Source organism: Hyphomonas atlantica corrig. (assembly GCF_017795365.1).
Classification (GTDB): Bacteria; Pseudomonadota; Alphaproteobacteria; order Caulobacterales; family Hyphomonadaceae; genus Hyphomonas; species Hyphomonas atlantica.
The window spans coordinates 461,213-480,844 of the sequence record NZ_CP051254.1; the positions used below are offsets into that span (position 1 = coordinate 461,213).

At 53.1% G+C, this 19,632-nt stretch carries 17 protein-coding genes, 1 tRNA gene and 1 pseudogene; 12 read left to right on the forward strand and 7 right to left on the reverse strand.

Annotation, left to right across the window (positions count from 1 at the left end; all coding sequences use genetic code 11):
* The first annotated feature begins 24 nt into the window (after nt 1-24).
* Nucleotides 25-101 (forward strand) — tRNA-Arg (locus HF931_RS02275).
* A 493-nt stretch (nt 102-594) separates the two neighbouring features.
* Here HF931_RS02275 and HF931_RS17135 read toward each other — a convergent pair.
* The 3 genes and pseudogenes from HF931_RS17135 to HF931_RS02290 form a co-directional block, all read right to left on the reverse strand.
* Nucleotides 595-1,632, reverse strand: a pseudogene (locus HF931_RS17135) (recombinase family protein); the annotation flags it as partial.
* Nucleotides 1,604-1,870 (reverse strand): hypothetical protein, encoded by a 267-nt coding sequence (locus HF931_RS02285; protein WP_273241704.1) that lies wholly within the window; start codon nt 1,868-1,870, stop codon nt 1,604-1,606. The gene HF931_RS02285 and the pseudogene HF931_RS17135, both read right to left, overlap by 29 nt.
* A 313-nt stretch (nt 1,871-2,183) precedes the next feature.
* Nucleotides 2,184-2,351: a hypothetical protein gene (locus tag HF931_RS02290; RefSeq protein WP_273241705.1), complete on the reverse strand. Its 168-nt coding sequence runs from the start codon at nt 2,349-2,351 to the stop codon at nt 2,184-2,186.
* Between the two features lie 295 nt (nt 2,352-2,646).
* Between HF931_RS02290 and HF931_RS02295 the strand changes: the two genes are divergently transcribed.
* Nucleotides 2,647-2,961: a hypothetical protein gene (locus tag HF931_RS02295; protein ID WP_273241706.1), complete on the forward strand. Its 315-nt coding sequence runs from the start codon at nt 2,647-2,649 to the stop codon at nt 2,959-2,961.
* Nucleotides 2,958-5,771: a TrlF family AAA-like ATPase gene (locus HF931_RS02300; RefSeq protein WP_337957152.1), complete on the forward strand. Its 2,814-nt coding sequence runs from the start codon at nt 2,958-2,960 to the stop codon at nt 5,769-5,771. The genes HF931_RS02295 and HF931_RS02300 overlap by 4 nt, the downstream gene beginning before the upstream one ends.
* Before the next feature lie 82 nt (nt 5,772-5,853).
* Here the strand turns inward: HF931_RS02300 and HF931_RS02305 are convergent, their stop codons facing one another.
* Nucleotides 5,854-6,099, reverse strand: a complete 246-nt coding sequence (locus tag HF931_RS02305; protein WP_273241708.1) for a hypothetical protein — start codon at nt 6,097-6,099, stop codon at nt 5,854-5,856.
* A 295-nt stretch (nt 6,100-6,394) separates the two neighbouring features.
* On the opposite strand from HF931_RS02305, the gene HF931_RS02310 reads away from it, so the two are divergent.
* A complete protein-coding gene (locus tag HF931_RS02310; protein ID WP_273241709.1) occupies nt 6,395-6,892 on the forward strand; it encodes an antirestriction protein ArdA in 498 nt (165 codons plus the stop codon).
* Between the two features lie 22 nt (nt 6,893-6,914).
* Nucleotides 6,915-8,768, forward strand: coding sequence for a type IV secretory system conjugative DNA transfer family protein (locus tag HF931_RS02315; protein ID WP_273241710.1), 1,854 nt, complete (start codon nt 6,915-6,917; stop codon nt 8,766-8,768).
* Here the strand turns inward: HF931_RS02315 and HF931_RS02320 are convergent.
* The 3 genes from HF931_RS02320 to HF931_RS02330 all read right to left on the reverse strand — a co-directional run bounded on the left by HF931_RS02320 (nt 8,765) and on the right by HF931_RS02330 (nt 10,729).
* Nucleotides 8,765-9,175, reverse strand: a complete 411-nt coding sequence (locus HF931_RS02320) for a hypothetical protein (RefSeq protein ID WP_273241711.1) — start codon at nt 9,173-9,175, stop codon at nt 8,765-8,767. The genes HF931_RS02315 and HF931_RS02320 overlap by 4 nt on opposite strands.
* Nucleotides 9,176-9,242: 67 nt before the next feature.
* Nucleotides 9,243-10,007, reverse strand: a complete 765-nt coding sequence (locus tag HF931_RS02325) for a hypothetical protein (protein WP_273241712.1) — start codon at nt 10,005-10,007, stop codon at nt 9,243-9,245.
* 86 nt (nt 10,008-10,093) lie between these two features.
* The gene (locus HF931_RS02330; RefSeq protein ID WP_273241713.1) at nt 10,094-10,729 is read right to left on the reverse strand and encodes a hypothetical protein; all 636 of its coding nucleotides are present in this window, start codon (nt 10,727-10,729) and stop codon (nt 10,094-10,096) included.
* A gap of 136 nt (nt 10,730-10,865) precedes the next feature.
* Between HF931_RS02330 and HF931_RS02335 the strand changes: the two genes are divergently transcribed.
* The 7 genes from HF931_RS02335 to HF931_RS02365 all read left to right on the forward strand — a co-directional run bounded on the left by HF931_RS02335 (nt 10,866) and on the right by HF931_RS02365 (nt 19,564).
* Entirely contained in the window at nt 10,866-11,210 is a 345-nt protein-coding gene (locus HF931_RS02335) for a hypothetical protein (RefSeq protein WP_273241715.1), read from the forward strand.
* Nucleotides 11,211-11,329: 119 nt separating this feature from the next.
* A complete protein-coding gene (locus HF931_RS02340) occupies nt 11,330-11,512 on the forward strand; it encodes a hypothetical protein (RefSeq protein WP_273241716.1) in 183 nt (60 codons plus the stop codon).
* The gene (locus tag HF931_RS02345) at nt 11,490-13,496 is read left to right on the forward strand and encodes a class I SAM-dependent DNA methyltransferase (RefSeq protein ID WP_273241717.1); all 2,007 of its coding nucleotides are present in this window, start codon (nt 11,490-11,492) and stop codon (nt 13,494-13,496) included. Before HF931_RS02340 ends, HF931_RS02345 begins: the two co-directional genes overlap by 23 nt.
* Entirely contained in the window at nt 13,493-14,674 is a 1,182-nt protein-coding gene (locus HF931_RS02350; protein ID WP_273241718.1) for a restriction endonuclease subunit S, read from the forward strand. Before HF931_RS02345 ends, HF931_RS02350 begins: the two co-directional genes overlap by 4 nt.
* Nucleotides 14,671-17,886, forward strand: coding sequence for a type I restriction endonuclease subunit R (locus tag HF931_RS02355; RefSeq protein ID WP_273241719.1), 3,216 nt, complete (start codon nt 14,671-14,673; stop codon nt 17,884-17,886). The genes HF931_RS02350 and HF931_RS02355 overlap by 4 nt, the downstream gene beginning before the upstream one ends.
* A gap of 626 nt (nt 17,887-18,512) precedes the next feature.
* Entirely contained in the window at nt 18,513-18,977 is a 465-nt protein-coding gene (locus HF931_RS02360) for a mobile mystery protein A (RefSeq protein ID WP_273241720.1), read from the forward strand.
* A complete protein-coding gene (locus HF931_RS02365; RefSeq protein ID WP_273241721.1) occupies nt 18,974-19,564 on the forward strand; it encodes a mobile mystery protein B in 591 nt (196 codons plus the stop codon). The genes HF931_RS02360 and HF931_RS02365 overlap by 4 nt, the downstream gene beginning before the upstream one ends.
* The last annotated feature ends 68 nt before the right edge of the window (nt 19,565-19,632 follow it).

The window sequence follows — 19,632 nt, forward strand, 5'->3', positions numbered from 1 at the left end:
TGCCGTATTCACCGGCTTCGGCTCGCACCCATAGCTCAGCTGGATAGAGCGCTGCCCTCCGAAGGCAGAGGTCAGAGGTTCGAATCCTCTTGGGTGCGCCAATTCTTTTTCACCATCCCAAAATCCTCCTAAGACCTTGAAAGGCATAGAGGTTTGGGGTGTTCGAAGTCCTTCATCGCGGCTGTATTTCAGCCGCTCTGCAAAGGCCAGTTTCAGCACATTTCTGCGATCCGCGAGCGTGCCATTTTTCCAAATATTATAAGGGTTTGCGAGAAACGTCAGGGCGTGTTCGAACATTTCGTCGAAGCCTCGGACGGGTGCGCCCAGTTTCTCGATCTTTTCTGACAGCAAAAGCTTTTCGCCTTCGAGCGCGGTCATGCGCTTCTCGATTTGCTCAATAACGATGTGGTTATCGGTATCGAGCATCTTGTCCACCAACCGGGTCATGTCGCTCTCCATGCGACTGAGATCGGCCTTCAGACGTGTTTGGCGCTCTCGATTCGACAGGGCCATGTGATCCCATAGATCGCGGAACATTTTGCTGGCGACCGTAAACAGGTTCCGGCTGGGCTGAAGTTCAGCAAGCAGCTCCTCAAATTCCTCTTCGAGTGCGTCGCGTGCGATCGATTTCCGGTAGCTGTCGCATTCCTTGTTGAAGCACAGGTAATAGGGATAGTGCTTGTTCTTGCCCTTGCTCCAGCAAGCGGTGAGAGGCTTGTCGCAATCGCCACAATCGACGGCACCGCGTAAAATAAAGTCTTCATGCAGGTCAGCACGGTTCTGAACCCGACCGCCATCGGCCAGACGTTCCTGGACCTTCTGAAAGGTCTCCCATGAAATCAGGCCTTGATGCTGGGCCTTCCGCATCGAGATGCCCCAGGCGGGGGCTTCGATCATACCTGCATACACGGGCTGGGTTAGGAGTTGATTGGCGCGCTCGTGAGTAACTTCGCCTTTGCCGTTCCTGGGAAACTCAGGCTGGGCTTCGAGAAACTGGCGAACCTCCCCTTGCGAGCCAAAGCGACCGGAGGCCAACCCTTCGAGCGCCTCTTGGACGATGGAGGCCATCGGCTCATCGCGAACCAGCTCTTTGCCGTGCCCTTTGATGTATTTGTACCCGAGCGGCGGACGCGCATTGACGTAGTAGCCATTCATCAGCCGCGCCTTCATGCGATTGATGGTTTGCTCGCGGTTCTTTTGGGCAAAGTGCTGGGCAGAGCTCGCGAGCACATTTTCGAGAAACTGTGAATCTGAATCGTCCCCAAAAACGACGGAAGGGCTTTCAAGGATGCCACCGGCGCGCGCCAATTCATCGCGCAGCTCAATGTGTGCCTTCAAGCCGCGCGCGAGGCGGGAGATATCATCGATGAGGACGACGTGAGGATTGGTTTTGTTTTGTCTCAGGAAGGACAGCATTGCATCCATGCCGGGACGACGAGCATTCTGGCCGGTCATGTCGTCGGTGAACATGGCCACCACTTCATATCCGCGTGACGCTGCATAGGCGCGGCAGCGCGTCGCCTGGGATTCTATCCCGCCGCCTTCTTTGACCTGTTTGCGAGAGGATACGCGGGCATAAATAACCGCTGATCTTTCAGGCGTCTCACGCATCGCCGCCACCATTTTCGTCATCCTCGAAGTCTACCATAGGGGTCTCCCCTCGGGCAGAAATTTCGAAGGTTTCGATGAGCTTATTCACAGGCTCCATGCCATAACCCATCAAGACAAAGCTTTTCATGATATCGAAGAGGATGCTGAGCAGTTCGAGCCGCTGTTCCTCGGTCAAACCGTCCGCATTATCCAGGTCTTCAATATAATCGGCGGGCATCGGCTCTCTTTTAGCCGGAAAATCAATACCATCGCGCTCCATAACACCACATCCCTTCGCTCGCTTCCCGATCTGTGACGTGCGCATCAGAGCAGCGCGCCACACCTATCCAGATGCCGCAAACAGCAGTGCAATTTTGAGGAAAGGGATGAGAACAAGTAGAGAAGAGGATGCTCAGCGCGAGCTACTCTACCGCGACTTCTCAGCAGGAGACCTACTTTACAAGCTTGGTCCGCTTCCCTTCATTTCCGACACAATGCGCGGATTCCTTGCGGACTATCTGATTTCAGTATGGCATATTATGGTTAATAAAATACTAACCCACGCCAAGCGGAGCGCGGGTTAGCGGCGATTCCTAGCCGATTTCAAACGCTGATCGGATCATTGAGATTTGAGATTGCAGCTTAGCGCGTTCCATCTCATCCGATGTCGAGAGCAGTTTCGCCTGATAGTTTGCAAGCAGGCCGAGCAGATCAGCTCTGCTGAGCTTGGCAAGTGACGCTGTGTTAAAATGATCCAGCATAATGTCCTCCATCGATTGGGAGGCCACGCTTATCGCGGCCTTTTGTCAGGCCGCCTCGTGGAGATTGGGTAAGGGGTCATCACGTAAGTGGAAGCAACAAATGTGGAGAACCCCGCTGGGGTTGACCCCGCCGTCCCGGATTTCCCTAAGATGGCTGTCAGAAGGACCGCGCGAGCGTGCCTCACAGTTGGAGGGCCTCGTGTGGATAAAACACTGATTTACAAAACTCATTGCTGAGCAACTTCTCGAAATGTGCTTTAATCGCCAAAGGATTGGTGACTAGAAAGGGGGCGGCATGAAATTCCAAACAGATTGTCGGGATGAATTTCAAACGCTGAAGAACGGTACCTCATGGGAGACTAAAGCAGACGCCGTCAAGCAGCAAATGTCGGAAGTTTTTGATGCGAAATATCTATCATGCTTGATCGGCTCACGCTGCTCATCGCCTCGTCACGGAAACACCGAGCGCGGAGCAAGGTACCCCCGGCGCTTCTATGAGAGCTTGTTCACCGATCTCAACGATCAAGAAATCAGTGGTTTTATCTCGCACACGGATGTGCAGCGTATCGTTGAAGTGCCGAAAGAAGTTAGTGGGAGGGCGGCTGCGTGAGTTTCGCATATTGGCGGAAGTGTGACTTTCAAGTTCACACGCCGCGCGACCCAAATTGGCAAGGAGCTAGACCACCAGGCTTAGGAGACGACGTCGATGGTACTGCTGCTACGGCGGCAGATGTAGAATCTGGCCGCGCGGCTTGGGCCAAAGAGTTTATTGAGCAATGCGTACGCAGAAGCTTAGAGGCTGTGGCGATCACAGACCATCACGAGATGGTCATGGTGCCCTACGTCCAAGCAGCGATTGAGTCCCGCAAGAAAGCTCAGCCAGAATTCGATCTTTGGCTGTTTCCCGGAATGGAGCTGACATGCCTTGGCGGAGTTCAATGCCTTATTTTATTTGATGCTGAGCTCGAAGCAAAATGGCTTGATGCCGCGCAAGCGCGACTTGGTATCGTGGCTGCGACACTGAATTTAACCGCACGCCAAGGCCCCCGAGTAACACAGTTAGAATGTCTGTATCCAGATGTGGCTGAGAAGCTTAACGGCGTAAGCGAACTCAAAGGTAAGTTTGTTGTTCTTCCGAACGTCTCTCAAGGTAATAGTCACACTGTTCTTACAGACGGAGCGCATGCCGATTTCAAGCGAATGTCCTACATCGGCGGCTATCTCGACGTCGGCCAGACCATAAACAGCCTTTCGTCTAAAAACTTGCGCCGGATTTCCGGTGCGGATGCAAAGTGGAGTTCGCGATTCATTTACCCTCTTCCCACTTCCGACGCTCGCGATGCAAACTACCCTAAACTTGGTACGAATGATTGCTGGATTAAACTGGCTGCCCCTACAGCAGAGGCGATCCGTCAGGCCTTCCTTGGCCATCAGTCTCGTATCTCCATTGAAAAACCAAACATTAGCAACCTGGCCGTAAAATCCATTTCTATAAATGGCTCTGGCATTTTGTCAGACAGCAGCATCTACTTTAGCCCAGAACTCAATTCAACAATTGGAGGGCGTGGAAGCGGTAAGAGTACTCTTCTCGAATATCTGGCATTTGGTTTAGGGCGAAGCTGTCGAGATATTGAAAGGCCAGAATATTCTGGAACGGAACGACTTTCAGGCCTCGTCCTAGATACCTTGATATCGTCGGGGGCGACCATTGAGCTCGCTGTGATGCAGGACAATGCCACTTTCTATATCCGCAGAGGTGGAGCTACGTCTTACGTCCCCAAAGTTACATATCCTGACGGTTCGTCTCAGGAGTTGTCGATCAAGGAACTCAGGTCGCTTTTCCCAGCTGTAGTTTACAGTCAAGGCGAGCTTTCGGAGATCGGGAAGCACGCAGGGCAAGGAGCCCAGCTTTCTGATTTGCTACAATTCGTGGAGCCACAGTTTAAGCGCGAAGATGAGCGATTAAATGACGCGATAGACCAGGCTAAACTATCGGTACGAAAGGCAGTTCAAGAATTGTCTGGAGCATGGTCTCAAGAAGCACAGCTCAACAAACTGAAAACCGCTCGCTCATCGCTAGAGCAAAGGATTGCAGCACTCCAGAAAACCCTCCCTGTTCTACCCGAGGAGGACCGTGAGCACATCGCAAAATATGAGAGTCTTGCAGAATTCGACGGTAGGCGTAAGCTTGCTGAAAATCAGGCACAGTCAGTTATGGATGATTTGACTGCGCTTTGGCAGACTTCTCAACAACCGGTCGAACTAAACTCTGCCTTGCCTGAGGCGGTTGGGTTTCAGGCAGCGTATGAAAAATTTAATGCTGAATTTACGGTAGGCATTGAGGAGCTTGGTAAGAAGCTAGCTGCTGATCGCGACGCAATCGTTTCCGCAGGTTTATCAGTTAGCGGTCCTCTCGCTACAGCCAAAGCAGAGCGGGACAAAGTTTTAGAAAAGTTGACCGCGCATCGATCCGTGACAGCTCAGATCACGAAGCTTCAGGATGATTTGAAGGATATCGCCACCCAATTGGGCGAGCTATCGGCCACTCGTGTCTCTAGCGAATCAAAATTCGACGACTTGCGCGTCGGAATTAAGGCCCTCAAAGAGACCGTGGTTGAACGAGCCAATCGAGTACAAGCGTGGGCCAAAAAGATCGAAGAATTATCTGGTAACAGGATCGAAGCGCAGCTCAATGCTGACAAAGATTGGTCTGAGATCATTGATGCGGTTGATGTGCTTGCTGCTAAGACCGGCTCCCAAAGCGATACTCGTCATCAGCGGACTATTGCCAAACTTGAGGAAGATGGCCCTTGGTCATTTCTTGACGCGCTGCGATCCGATAGCTTGGCTGCGCTTCGTTGGAAGCAAATCGCTTCAAGCGGCGGGGCGGAGCAGCCGACTTGTGACACTCTAAAATTAGCCATGAGTGCAACAGATCGGATGATTTCGAGTTTCATGGACCTTATTGATTTAGCACGAGTAGAAGCTGTGGCGACCGCGGTTCCCAAGCCCGAAATCACTCTCTACTATTGTGATGACAACCGTAAGATTGCTTTTGAGAAAGCTTCAGAGGGACAACGGGCAGCTGCGCTCTTGTTCATGCTCCTTGAACAGCCAGGAGGCCCTTTGATTGTGGACCAGCCAGAAGGCGACCTTGATAACAAGATCGTTTCTGAGCTCGCCGAGAAGCTGCATACAGCGAAACAGCGCCGCCAGATATTTTTCGCTAGTCACAACGCGAATATAGTCGTCAATGGCTCTTCAGAGCTTGTCTTGGGCATGGATGTCACGTCTGACGCGAGACGCGCTGTAGCCTGCGCGGGGGCGATTGATAAAGACGAAGTATGCCAGAAGATCACGGAGACTATGGAGGGTGGTGAAAAGGCCTTCAGAGATCGCAAGGACAAATACGGCTACTAATCCTTAAAGGGCCTTCCGTTGTCCCCGGCCCACGCTATGAACTTTAATTGTATCTCCATGATACTATTTGCCCAGAGGACCGTCAGAACGGCACATCATGATTGTCCCTTTGCGGCGGGTTGGCGATAAATGCCTCATAGCGGTCGAGCATTACCCGTGTATTTCGGATATCGCCGAGAGCCAGGTAGCGCAAGGCCTCAACCAGCAACGGCTCATGCTCCCGCAACTCGAAAAAACATTTATGCCTTGCGCCGAGTGCTATCCCATGAATTTCCTGAACAGCCCCGCATAAGAGCCTGATGGCATCATCGGTGTCTTCACGACTCATGTTCGCTTCCTCCAAGTGAGTGATTCCGCCCCGGTAGGATGAGCGCTGTCACCGTATCTATTCCATGAGTGGGAAACCGCGGAATTATCGGCCTGTGCGATCACGATAGCTGTGTGACCTGCGCTTCCTTTCCCGGCTTGAGATTGCCCGCGACTGTGGGAGAGGCGGCTGGCCGTCAAAGGGCTGCCCGCGCCGGGTTTCACCCCGTGTTGCCCTTTCCGCTCCGCTGACTGCCAGGCCTCAATCCTCTCCCTTTCTCCTTCGCGTCCTCAAGCAACGAGAAAGGAGGCAGGACATGACTCAGCTTTACGCACAACCTTACAATATCGACGCCATCGGTTTCTATTTCACATCGGAAGAGGAATTTCAGGAGCGCTCAAACGCCAACCGTGACCGCTTTGGCCAGATCGTCGAGGAATATGAAATTCAATTTATCGACGGTGAGACAATTGATGCCGAGCTGGCGAGGGCTTTCGAGCTTTCTCAGTGCAATTTCGGTGAATTTCTGGAAAGCTCCGAAAACTGGAACGACGATCAGAAAATACGCTTTGTGATTGCGGTTGCCGAATGCGGATATGATGCGTCCATCGATCCCGATGAGGTCGAGATCGATATCTATGAGCTGGACAGCCTGACCGAACTGGCCGAGCAATTCATCGAAGAGGGCCTGTTTGGCGACATTCCCGATCGCCTGCGCTTCTACCTCGACCTCGAGGCGATAGCGCGGGATTTGAGCATGGATTATACTGCCGCCACCATCGCGGGCCGTCGCATCATCTACCGCTGCGGGTGAGTCCGCTCACCTATACCTAACAATGGCAAACTTGATGCGTTGGATAATCGCGGCGCATCAGGGGCATATTCTTGGATCGCCCTGTGCTGACATTTTTCCTTTCCTAAACGAACAAGGAAAATCGATGTCACATGACACCGCAGAGCGCCTGTTCCCTAGGGGTACTGGAGCGGACGACAAGACGATGAAGCTGGCAACCGCCCGCTGGCACTTCGATCTTTCAGATTTCAAGCCTGGAATGGTCTGGCTTGGCCGGAATGATAACGACGAACCGGTTGGAGTGGCGGACGATCGTCACCTCTTCACCACGGCAGCAAACCGGAGCGGTAAAGGAACCGGCCTTATCATCCCGAACCTTGCTCTTTGGCCAGGCAGTGCCGTTGTCATCGATCCCAAGGGCGAAAACGCCGCCATCACCGCCCACCACCGCGCGGCGATGGAGGGCCACGAGGTTATCGCGCTCGACCCATTCCGCGAGTCCGGACTCGGCCCCGAGTTTTACGGAAGCTTCAATCCCCTAGATATGATCGACATCGAAAGTGACGATGCAATCGACATAGCGGGCCTCATTGCCGATGCCGTGATGGTCAAGGCCAATGCCAAAGATGCGCATTGGGATGAAAGTGGTCGTGATCTTATCACCGGCGTCATCTTGCATGTCTGCGACACCGAGCAGGGACAAGAGCGCACGCTCAAACGAGTGAGACAATTGCTCATCAAAGGTGATTCTGATTTCGCTTGTGCGCTCGATATGGTCACGGACGAGGATGAGGAAGATACCAAGCGCCCCACGAACAGCTTCGACGCTCTTTGGGCGCATATGAAGGCGAGCGATGCGGAAAACGAATTCATCCGCGACATGATCGTCGGCGCGGCGGAGACGATCACCGCGATGGGTCAGAATGAGCGGGGGAGCGTGCTCAGCACTGCGCGCCGCAATCTGCGATTTCTGGCCACGCCAAAAATCACGCAAAGCCTCTCGAAAACCAGTTTCGACATTGATCGTCTCAAAACGTCGAAAGGGGGTCAGACGATATATCTCTGCCTGCCCGCGCGCATGTTTCCGACACATGCGCGCTACCTCAGGCTTATCATTTCAATGCTGCTCTACCGCATGGAGGAGATTGGTCTGGAAAAACCGGCCAGCGGACATTCGGTCCTCTTCATTCTCGATGAATTTGCATCGCTCGGGCACATGGACATGCTTGAAAAGGCCGCAGGCCTGATGGCGGGTTATGGTGTGAAGCTGTGGCCGATCGTCCAGGACCTTACCCAGATCAAAAAGCATTACCGCGAAAGCTGGGAGACGTTCTTGGCGAACGCGGGCGCGATGACGTTCTTTGCGAATAGCGATTTGACCACCCTGGAATGGCTATCCAGACGCATGGGCGAAACCGAGGTCATTCGTGAAAATAAGGGCAGCTCGGCTTCAGAAACGAAGGGCACCAGCGAGACCAACGGGACTAGCCAGCAGGAAGGCGAAAGCTATACCGACAGCCGGTCACAAACCGAAGCTGACATGGCTCCGCTCAGCCAGCTAGCAACAGTTCAGGGCGGGCAATCCATTTTCGATGTCTTCACCAGGCGCTTTGAAAAATCGACAGCGCAGAGTCACCAGACCGGGAGGAGCGAAGGTGCGTCGAGCCAAAAATCAGAATCCCATTCCACGGCTGAAAGCTCGTCCACAACGGCAGGCCGATCAAGATCAGAGCAGATAATCAAAACAGGACTGATGACAGTCGATGAGATTGCAGCGCATTTTGCCCGCGAAACCGGCCGCATGATCGCCTTTGTCAGTGGGAAGGGACCTTACGCGGTCAACCGGACGCCATATTTTTCGGACGAGGCTTTCAAGGGTTTGGCGAAGCCCGACTAGCGCGAGGCTGATTTGTCGAATGAGGGACCGGCGCCGCGGTTATTCCGTGCCGCCTTTTTTGCCTTGTCGAGCAATTGCGTGGGCGGTTTTCGAGGCTGATTTTTTACCCCCTCGACCTTGTCGCGCAGCGCTTCGGCCCGCTTGATATGCGCCTGCCAATTGACGCCGTGCGCACCCATACCACGCGGCTGCGGTGATCGCTCGGGCGCTGGCCCAAAATCCTCGTCTGTCTTGCGCGTTATTTTCGCTGCTTTGACCTGCAATGTCTGCGACTTGGCAGTGTCGAAAGAGGGCCTCGACGAATGAGGCGATGGAGCTTTGTTGGAATTGGCCGGGCTCGCGCTTCTCGCCTTTTTCGAGGCCGACCGGTCGAGCTGATGTGCGAAAGACGTATTCCGATTGGTCATCTCGGCTCTCCGAAAAAGAAGCCGCCCCGCGTATGAACGCGAGGCGGCTGGGTTGAGCAGGTCAGGCCTAGCGCTCTTGCTGCTCTGAAGGCGTCAGCAATTGCCCCTGAAACTGTGCTGGATCAGGCAGGCCCTGTAGCAAATCCCGACTGAGGCTACCCGCTCCTTGCCGACCGGCTTGCGTTAACTGGTCTGCCATATCCGACCGGATGTGATTGCCGACCTGACAGAATTCCGGGAGGAAGATGCAGCCGATATCGGCGGCGTTAGCCATGAAGGCATTGCCCGATTGGGTATCGCGAATGGCCTGCTGCCGGAATTGCAGCATAGTGCCTTCCATCTGGTAGACGGCCTGCTGGATCATGTTCGCGCGGTCATAGAGAGACTTGTACGCCTCAACGCCGCTTTGCAGGCGAGCTTGCGTTTCCTGAAGCTCGATATTGTAGGCCAGCTCAACCTCTTTCAGTTTTTCCTGAAAGGCGAGTTCGGCAGCGCGTTCACCGTCAGCACGCGCTTCCGCAATCTGCTGCTCGGCCTGAGAGCGATCCATCACTGTGCCGCGCAGGATCGTGACCTCATATGTCGCGATTGCCTTACCCACCAGAACGCTTGGCTTCCAATCATATGGCAAAACCAATTGCGTCACGCCGAGCAGGATGAAGAGCAGAACGCCAGGCGCGCCCATCGTCAAAATGAGACGCGCCCAGTTTCTCGGAACCGCAACCGGTTGCATAGGCTGAGCTCTGTGCGGCGGGGCAGTCGTACTGCCTCCACCTGCTGGTGCTTGAGCAAAGTCACGCGGACGATTCGCTTTCATATTGTCGTGATTCATGGATGTAGTCTCCGAGCTGAATTGATGCTCGGAAGATGCCTGACGGTGGCGGGACAAGGATTGGCCCCCGGCATCCCATGAATGGGCTAAGCCTGTCCCTCATTATCTTGGAGGGGGAATTTGCGCATCAATTCCCAGATAACCCTGAAGAACGCCTCATCGGGCGCGATATTGTGCTCGTTTATAACAATGAGGCTGTCAGTATTATAATCTAAAGGCTCAAACGGCCTTTGCTCGCGCTGTGAATGCGGCACGCCAGAGGCATCGTTGAGAATTTCGACGATGTCGTATTTCGCATGAAGCTTGTTGTAGTCCACATACCGCATGACCTCTTTCATGTGGCCGTCATTCCACGCGGCAAAACGATGGACCTTGTTGACGTTTTTAGTCGCAAAGATTCGGTTCAGCACCTCAATCTCAAAGAGGTGGGCATATTCCTGTTTCACGCCCTTGTAGTGGCGTTCATAAATATATTTCGCGGGCCGATCTTTCGGCGGTCGTCCCTCAACATTGTCCAGGTCGATGCGCATAGGGCCATGATCGAAAAGCAATTGCCTGATCTGCATGAAGCGGTGACGGACGGTCGGTTCAGATAGTCTCGTTTCTGCTGCCGTTTCCCGTGCTGTCAGGTTTTTGGCGAAGCACGTAACCAATTTCCGCAGCCGATATTCTGAAATTTTTGCGTTGCGCGAGCGTCGATTTTTCTGCGTTTTTTCAGCCATTTGCTTCCCGGAATTTCTCGAAAATTCGCCGCTCTTCTTTCGTTGTTCGTTTCCCCGGAATGCGTTTTGCCCATAGTTGGTACGGCACTGTCACGTCGCGTGGCACATCAAATCCAAAAACGCATGGAGGTGCGCAGTGCTACATACCAATCTGGCCAATGCCGAAAAGCAAATCATTGAGGTCAAATATATCTATTCCCCGTCAGAGCGCGACGCGCTTCGACAGGCTTTGACCGAGCGGAAGCTGGAGCTGGACGTTGGTGTCCCGACGCTCCTCGCAGAAATCCATGACCTGGTGTCCGCGCATAGGAAGAGGGTCTGCAAACCTTCTGGCGAGCTGGGCGTGTATGCCGAGCAGCTCCAGCCAAAAAACATCTACGGCTTTCTGTCGGGCAGACGGATGGAAGACCCTCGGGTTCAGATCATCGACGCCTACCTTCAGATACTGGACGAGCGCAAAAAAACCATAAGTTCGCACTAATCTGCGTACCACCTGGCTCCGTCGTTCGCGGCGGAGCTATTATTCTGGGGAAATAAAAAGCCTCTGTATTTCCTAAATTTTTTCTTCTCAGATGTGTATCCGTTGGGTACACTCCCCGGATGAAGGATTCAGGCTTTCGAATTCGGATTGACCGCGAGCTACGCGATAGGTTTGTCGAAATTTGTCGTGAACAAGATCGACCAGCGGCACAGGTTATCCGAGAATTCATGAGACAACATATCGCTGAAGCCGAAGGTAAAAAGGAACACAGGGGAACGAATGGAACACGTAGGAGAGATTGAGAAAAGGCTTTGGTCGGTAGCGGATCATCTGAGAGCAAACTCAAATTTTGCTAGCAATGAGTATTTTCTGCCCGTGATGGGTTTGATTTTCTTGCGTCATGCCTACAGCCGCTTTCTCCGAGTTCAAGACGAGATTATAGCCACTCTACCTTCACGTGGCGGCAAGACCCGCGATCTAACGAAGGAGGACTTCTCTCAGCGCGGCTCAATCTTTCTAAAACCCGAGGCTCAATTCGACCACCTCGTTGCGATCCCCGACGGTGGCGACCGTGCCGGTGCGATCATTGCCGCGATGGAAAGCATTGAGGCTGATTACGATTCACTGGATGGCGCGCTCCCTAAGTCTGAATATCAGGAGCTTGGCGACGACGACCTTGGCCAACTTCTCCGTACGTTCAACGACCCTGCTCTAGAGAAGGCCGATGGGGACGTGTTCGGGCGTATCTACGAGTATTTCCTAACACAATTCGCCGATCAGAAGGCCCATGATGGCGGAGAATTTTTCACGCCGATCTCAATCGTGCAAACCATTGTCAATGTAATTGAGCCTGATCATGGCAAGATCATCGACCCTGCTTGCGGCTCAGGTGGTATGTTTGTTCAGTCTGCTCATTTTATCGAGAAGATGAAGGCCAATCCAAGTGACCGCGTGACATTCTATGGAATGGAGAAGAACCCAACAACGATCCGCCTCGCCAAAATGAATCTCGCCGTTCATGGGCTGGAGGGCGATATTAGCAAGGCGATCTCGTATTACGAAGACCCGCACGAAATGCTTGGCCAGGCCGACTTTGTCATGGCCAATCCACCCTTCAACGTGGATGAAATCGACGCGGAGAAAATCAAAAATGACCCGCGTTTGGAGTTTGGCCTGCCCGGCGTGAACAAAGCGGGCAAGGTTTCAAACGGCAACTATGTCTGGATGTCGTTCTTTCATTCATATTTGTCAGACACAGGCCGTGCCGGGATCGTCATGTCCTCCCAGGCGTCGTCTGCTGGTGGTGGCGAAGCCAAGGTCCGCGAGGCCATGATCAAGACCGGCGATGTCGATGTGATGATCGCCATACGCGGCAATTTCTTTTACACGCGAACCGTGCCTTGCGAGCTATGGTTCTTCGACAAGGCCAAACCCAAGCATCTCAAGGACAAGGTCCTTATGATTGATGCGCGGAATATCTACCGCAAAGTGACGCGTAAAATTTACGACTTCGCGCCGGAGCAACAGCAGAACATCACTGCCATCGTATGGCTTTATCGTGGGCAGACTGCCCGGTTCTTGGAGCTTGTAGAGAGTTACCTCGGAACAGCCTTCACACAGATGCAGGCATGTGATTTCAGCGGGTTCAACAAGGCGCTCAAGGTTGTCGTTGACAGCCACAAGGATGATCAACTCAACAAGCTCGCTGCTACCGTCTCAGGCGACATTGAAGCATTCCAATCGGAAGCAAAGAATGCATGCGAAAGTGGCTGGAACGGTGCTGCCCGAGATAACAATGGTCTGAAAGCATCTGCGAACGCGCTGGCACCGGTTGCGGATCAAGCCAAGTCTCTGATTAAGGAATTGGATCACCTCTACAAGCTGGCGACCCGCGTTCATGAGGCTGATGTCGAAAACGGCACGAAGCCAGCCGAAGGAAAAAAGCGTCTCATCGAACTGGATGTAGCGCGAAAAGCGGTTGCCGCGCATCTTAAAGACGCGCGCTATTTCCACACCCAGGCCGAATGGTTGCAAACGCGCTTTCCAGATGCCGAGCTTTGCAACGTAGAGGGCCTAGTGAAGCTCGTCAGTCGCGAGGAGCTGAAGGCGAATGATTGGAGCCTGACCCCAGGGCGTTACGTCGGCGTTGCGCCGGAAGAAGAAGACGATGACTTCGACTTCGAGGAAGCACTTCAGGATATTCACATTGAGATTGACGGCTTGAATACGGAAGCTGCTGAATTGGCTTCTTTAATTCAGCAAAACTTGAGCGAGCTGATCGCATGAGTTGGCATGAAGCGACAATCGGAGAGTTTGTTGAAATTAAACATGGATTCGCTTTTAAAGGTGAGTTCTTTGACAATGACGGCGATTATGTCGTTCTAACTCCGGGAAACTGCCACAACGGCGGAGGGTTTAAAAGCAAAGGCGAGAAGGAGAAACGCTATTCCGGCGAGATTCCCCCTGGCTACCTGCTGAGCAAGGGTGATCTTTTGGTCGTTATGACTGATCTTGTAGGTACGGCACCAGTATTGGGCGGATCCTTTTTGATACCCGAGGATAATTTTTATTTACACAATCAGCGGCTAGGCCTCGTCACTCTGAAGGAAGGCGCTGAGGCTGATCTTGGTTTTTTATATCATCTTTTCAACACACACGATTACAGGGGGCAAGTTCGAGGTTCAGCCAGCGGTGCTACTGTTCGACACACGAGCCCCAGCCGGATTCTGGCTTGCAAAGTTAAGGTTCCTGAACTTGCGGTGCAAAAGCGAATAGCATCCATCCTCTCAGCCTACGATGACTTGATCGAAAACAACCGGCGGCGGATTGCGTTGTTAGAGGAAGCGGCGCGGCTTCTCTATCGCGAATGGTTCGTTCATTTTCGATTTCCGGGCCACGAGCACGTCAAAATCGTCGATGGCGTTCCAACAGGTTGGGCGAAGCAGCCGATATCTAAAATCTGGGATATTTCATATGGCAAAAACCTGCCAACAGCGAAGATCTCGATTTCAGGGAAGTATCCGGTACATGGTGCCGATAAGATTATTGGCTTCTATTCAGAAAAGAACGTGGATGAGAGCCTATGCTTGGTAACATGTAGAGGTGCTGGATGTGGAAATGTTCGAAGAACCTTTGGCCCCACCTTTGTGACTAATAACTGTTTTGTATTCCGACCTAGAATGCAGCCGGAAAGCATAAGGTTCCATTTTGCCATACACACAGCTCAGGAACTCCGAATGCAGGAGATGCGGACCGGGGCTGCTCAGCCGCAATTGACAATCGCAGGTATTGGCCATGTTGAGGCACTGGTTCCGAAGAGGGAATTACTTCATTCTTATAACGAGATCGTCGATCCAATTTTCGACCAGGCCGACTTGCTGAGACGACAAGTCAACGCGCTTTCAACTGCGCGTGACCTCCTTCTTCCCCGACTTATGGATGGCCGAGTGGAGGTGGCGGCATGAACGATTTCACCGAAGATCGATTAGCGCAGGAAACGCTCTCAGATTATCTCGTAAATGATCTGAAGTGGGATGAAAGCGTTCTCGCATTTAACGCTGAAACCTTCGGCCCTGAAGGCACATTTGGCCGCCTATCCGATCGTGAAGTCATCCTCACACGCTATCTCGGCGAAGCTCTCGTTCGGTTGAATCCTGGGTTGCCCGACGAAGCCTACACTTACGCACTCCGCCAGATCACCGACACCCTTGGCTTTCAGTCTGCCGTTCAAACCAATCAGGAAAAATATGAGCTGATCCGTGACGGGGTGCTCGCGAGCTATAAGAAAGACGGCGAGATCAAGAAACGCCGTCTGAAGGTCTTCGATTATAACGATCCTCGCAACAATCATTTCCTATGTGTGCGTGAGATGTGGGTCAGCGGCCCCAACGGCCATCGCCGCCGCCCTGACATCATCGGTTTTGTAAATGGCCTACCGCTGATGTTCGTCGAGCTGAAGCGTCCCGACAAATCCCTACGCCGTGCCTATGAGGATAATTTCAAGGACTATCTCGATACGATCCCGCAGCTCTTCCACTTCAACGCCTTCATAGTTTTGGCCAACGGCGTTGAGGCGAAGATTGGCTCGCTCTCCGCTAAGTATGAACATTTCAGCGATTGGAAGCGACTGGCCGAAGGCGACAATGGGGTCGTTCAGATGGAAACGCTGATCAAAGGCGTTTGCGATCGCGCGAACTTTCTCGACCTGTTCGAAAATTTCATCCTGTTTGACGACAGCTCAGGCAAGCTGATCAAGATCGTCGCGCGAAACCATCAGTACCTCGGCGTAAATCGCGCGATCCAATCTGTGATCGACCGCAAAAAGCGCGAGGGGAAGCTAGGTGTGTTTTGGCACACCCAGGGCTCGGGCAAGTCTTACTCGATGGCGCTGTTCGCACAGAAGGTGCGGCGCAAGCTCGGTGGCGACTTCACCTTTCTAGTACTCACAGACCGCACCGATTTGGACAACCAGATTTACAAGACCTTTGCAGGCGTTGGCCTTGCCAACAATGAGAAGGACCCTTGCCGCGCCGATAGCGGTGAGGAGCTGAAAGAGCTCCTCAGCCAGCAGAAGTCGTTCGTGTTCTCGCTCGTTCAGAAGTTCAACAAGGAGATCGGCGAAGGCGAAGAATACTCCACGCGTGATAACATCATCGTGATGACAGATGAGGCGCACCGTACGCAGTACGGCACGCTCGCCATGAATATGCGCGATGCTTTGCCGAATGCGAGCTATATCGGATTCACCGGAACGCCGCTCTTCACCGGAGATGAGATCACGCAGCGCGTGTTTGGTGGCTACATTTCAACTTACGATTTCCAGCGGGCGATCGAGGATAATGCGACCCTTCCGCTCTATTACGATGCGCGAGGAGATAAGCTCGGTCTGACTGCTGAAGGTCTCAACGACAAGCTCGCAAAGGCCATCGAGGAGGCCGAGACTTCAGACGCAGACGTCGCAGCGAAGCTGGAAAACGAGCTTAAGCGCGAGTACCACGTCGTCACAGCGGAAAAGCGCCTACGGCACATCGCTGAAGACTTTGCGGCCCATTATTCGACCAACTGGGAAACCGGCAAAGCGATGTTCGTCAGCATCGATAAAATCACAGCCGTTCGGATGCATGATTTCATCAAGGAGGCCTGGGCGGAGCGTATCAAGTTTTTGGAAGCTGACCTGGGCTCCGCCCGCGATGATCAGGACGAAGCGCTGCGCAAGAGACAGATTGCCTGGATGAAGGAAACTGAGATCGCCGTTGTCGTCAGTGATGAGCAAGGCGAAGTCGATAAGTTCAGGAAATGGAACCTGGACATCCTGCCACACCGCAAGCTGATGAAAGAGGGCTTCCTTCTCGAAGACGGCAAACGGCTTGATGTGGACAGTGCCTTCAAGCGAGAAGATCACCCGTTCCGTGTGGTAATCGTTTGCGCGATGTGGCTGACTGGCTTTGACGTACCTTCGCTGTCAACGCTGTACCTAGACAAGCCACTTCAAGCCCACACCCTTATGCAGGCTATTGCTCGTGCCAATCGCGTGAAGGAGGGCAAGAATAACGGGCTGATTGTCGATTATTGTGGCATACTCAAAAATCTTCGCAAAGCTCTCTCGACCTTTGCAGGCCACAAAGGCGATGGTGAATTGGATGGAGGAGGCGATCCCGAAACCGACCCATTGCACCCTGAAGAAGAGCTGCTCGGCGAGCTTTCCGAAGCGATCTCGTTGGTTAGAGAACAGCTCGCCGCTGGAAATTTTAAGCTCGATCGTTTGATCACAGAGTCCGGATTTGCCCGCAATAAAGCCATCTTGGATGCAAAAGAGGCGGTCAATGTAGACGACGAAACCCGTAAGCGCTTTGAAATTTCGGCGCGGTCCGTATTCCGTAAATTCAAGGCCTGTTTGACTTTTGAAGGCGTCAAAGCCCATCGGGCCGATAGCGAAGCCATCAATTTCCTATATAAGACGCTTCAAGATGATCGAGATCAGGCCGACACGTCTGCCATCATACAGAAGCTCAATGCCATCGTCAGTGAAGCCGTCGAGGTAAAAGAGGACAAGGAATCGGACGACAAGATTTTCGACATTTCAAAGATCAATTTTGAGCTTCTGAGAAAGGAATTTGAGAAGAGCGAAACCAAGCGGTCTGACGTCCAGGATGTGAAATCCGTCATAGAACAGCGATTAAGAAAGATGCTGGCCGAAAATCCACTGAGAGCGGATTTTCAGGAACGCTTCGATGAGATCGTGCGCGACTACAATCGTGAGAAAGACAAGAACACGATTGAGGCGACCTTTGAAGCTCTCATGCGTTTGACGGCGGAAATGAGCGAAGAGGAGCATCGCCATGTCAAAGAGGGCTTGGAAAACGAGGAGCAGCTTGCGGTCTTCGATCTCCTACTGAAGCCCGATCTATCGAAAGGTGACATCAAGAAGATCAAGGGCGTCGCCGTATCCTTGCTACGGGAGCTGGAATCCCAGATGCGAGAAGTACAGGATATTTTCTCGAAAACGGCCACGCGCGACCGGTTCCGTCAGACAATCTATGATTATCTATACGATGACCGCACAGGCCTTCCGGTCGATGCATATGACGAAGGTGATCTGCACACGAAGACCGACGCGCTCTACACTTTCTTCGAAAGCCGAACCCGTCAGCTTCAGCACCAATATGAACCGGCGTGATTGAAGTGGCTGCGGCAGCGTGAGCTCTGTCTTACACCAATATTTTGTAGTACAATTTTTCGGTAAATGAGAACGCAAGGTGTGCTTTGTATTACAAAGCTACCTTGGCAAGGGAGACGCTAAGCGCTCTCCCGTTGCATCCCTCTCGCAGTTGGCGCGGAAAGTAGGCATCCTGAGGATCTGGCCCGATTGCCAGATGTCGGAGCCATTTCCGCACCAAAGACCGTATCGCCGGTCAATCACTCGCAAGGGAGACTTCGCTCTCCCTTTGCAAACCCATCGCTTCTTTCAGAAGGATCAAAGGGAGCGCATCGCCGCTCCCTTGTGAAATCCCATCGACGATGGGAGCGTGTCTGCTCCCCTTGGCCCCATGACCGAAAGGGGCGCAGTCGCCGCCCCTCTGGACACCCTCGACCAACCGTTCGCCGATTGGATGCCGCCACGCTTTCGTACGTGGACACGACCAGAAGGACATTCTGCCCCTCATGGACTCCCGGTGATTTCGGCATACATGCTGTTAGGCGAAATATATATGTTTCTATTGCTGGCGTTTATCGTAACTTATATATTACGAATATCATTGACAATGTCACATATATGTGTCACCCTGCCTTTAGGATAGTGACATGAATACCGAACAAACACGCCTTGCCCGCAAAAATCTCGACCGTCGATTGAGCAAACTCGATCGCGAGGCAGTTGCCGTGCCGCCTTTCGGATGGATACGCGCCATCCGCGAGGCTTTAGGTATGTCTCCTGCGCAATTAGCGAAGCGCATGGGCGTCTCGCGCCCGCGTATCAACGCGCTTGAGAAGGCGGAAAAAACGGATGCAACGACGCTCAAATCTTTGCGGCAGGCTGCCGAGGCAATGGATTGCACGCTGGTCTATGCCTTCGTGCCCAATGGCTCCCTTGAGGACATTGTAGAGAAGCGTGCGCAGCGGCTAGCTGATGAGCGTTTGCTTCGCCTTGAGCATACAATGCGACTGGAAAACCAGACGCCTGGTCAGGCCGACCTTGCCGATGAGCGCGATCGCTTGCGGCAGGACATCCTCAATGGCGCCCCGCGTAAATTGTGGGATGACACATGAGTGATGATCTATTCGCAGAAGATGATGATGCCAACACTCCGCTTGAAGCTGATGAGCGGGAAGCGCTTATTCCATCCTACATCACGCTGCGGCGGGAACTGAACGAGGCCGAGCAGGTCAATATCGCTCACGCCATGAAGTGGCTGTCATCACAGCGTGGTGAATTGCTGGATGAAAAATTTCTGCGCCGTTTGCATAAACAGATGTTCGGTCAGGTCTGGAAATGGGCTGGGGAATATCGGATCACGGCCCGCAACATCGGCGTGGATGCCTATCGCATCGGCATGGATGTCGCGCAGGCCATCGACGATGCGCGTTACTGGGTCGCGCATGATACCTATTCACCCGATGAAATTGCTGTTCGTTTTTCGCATCGGCTGGTGGCCATTCATCCGTTTCCAAACGGCAATGGCCGCTTCTCTCGCCTGGTCGGAGATTTGCTGGCGCAAAAGCTGGGCGAGGCTCCGTTCACATGGGGACGTGCCAATCTTGTTGATCCGAACGAAACACGAAAAGCCTATGTCGCAGCGCTCAAAGCGGCCGACAATCACGATTTTGAGGCTTTGATTGCGTTCGCGCGATCATAGGAGCGGGCGAATGGCGTTAGAATCCTGGCAATGTCAGATGATCCGGTGTCTGTTTCCCTATAATGCGG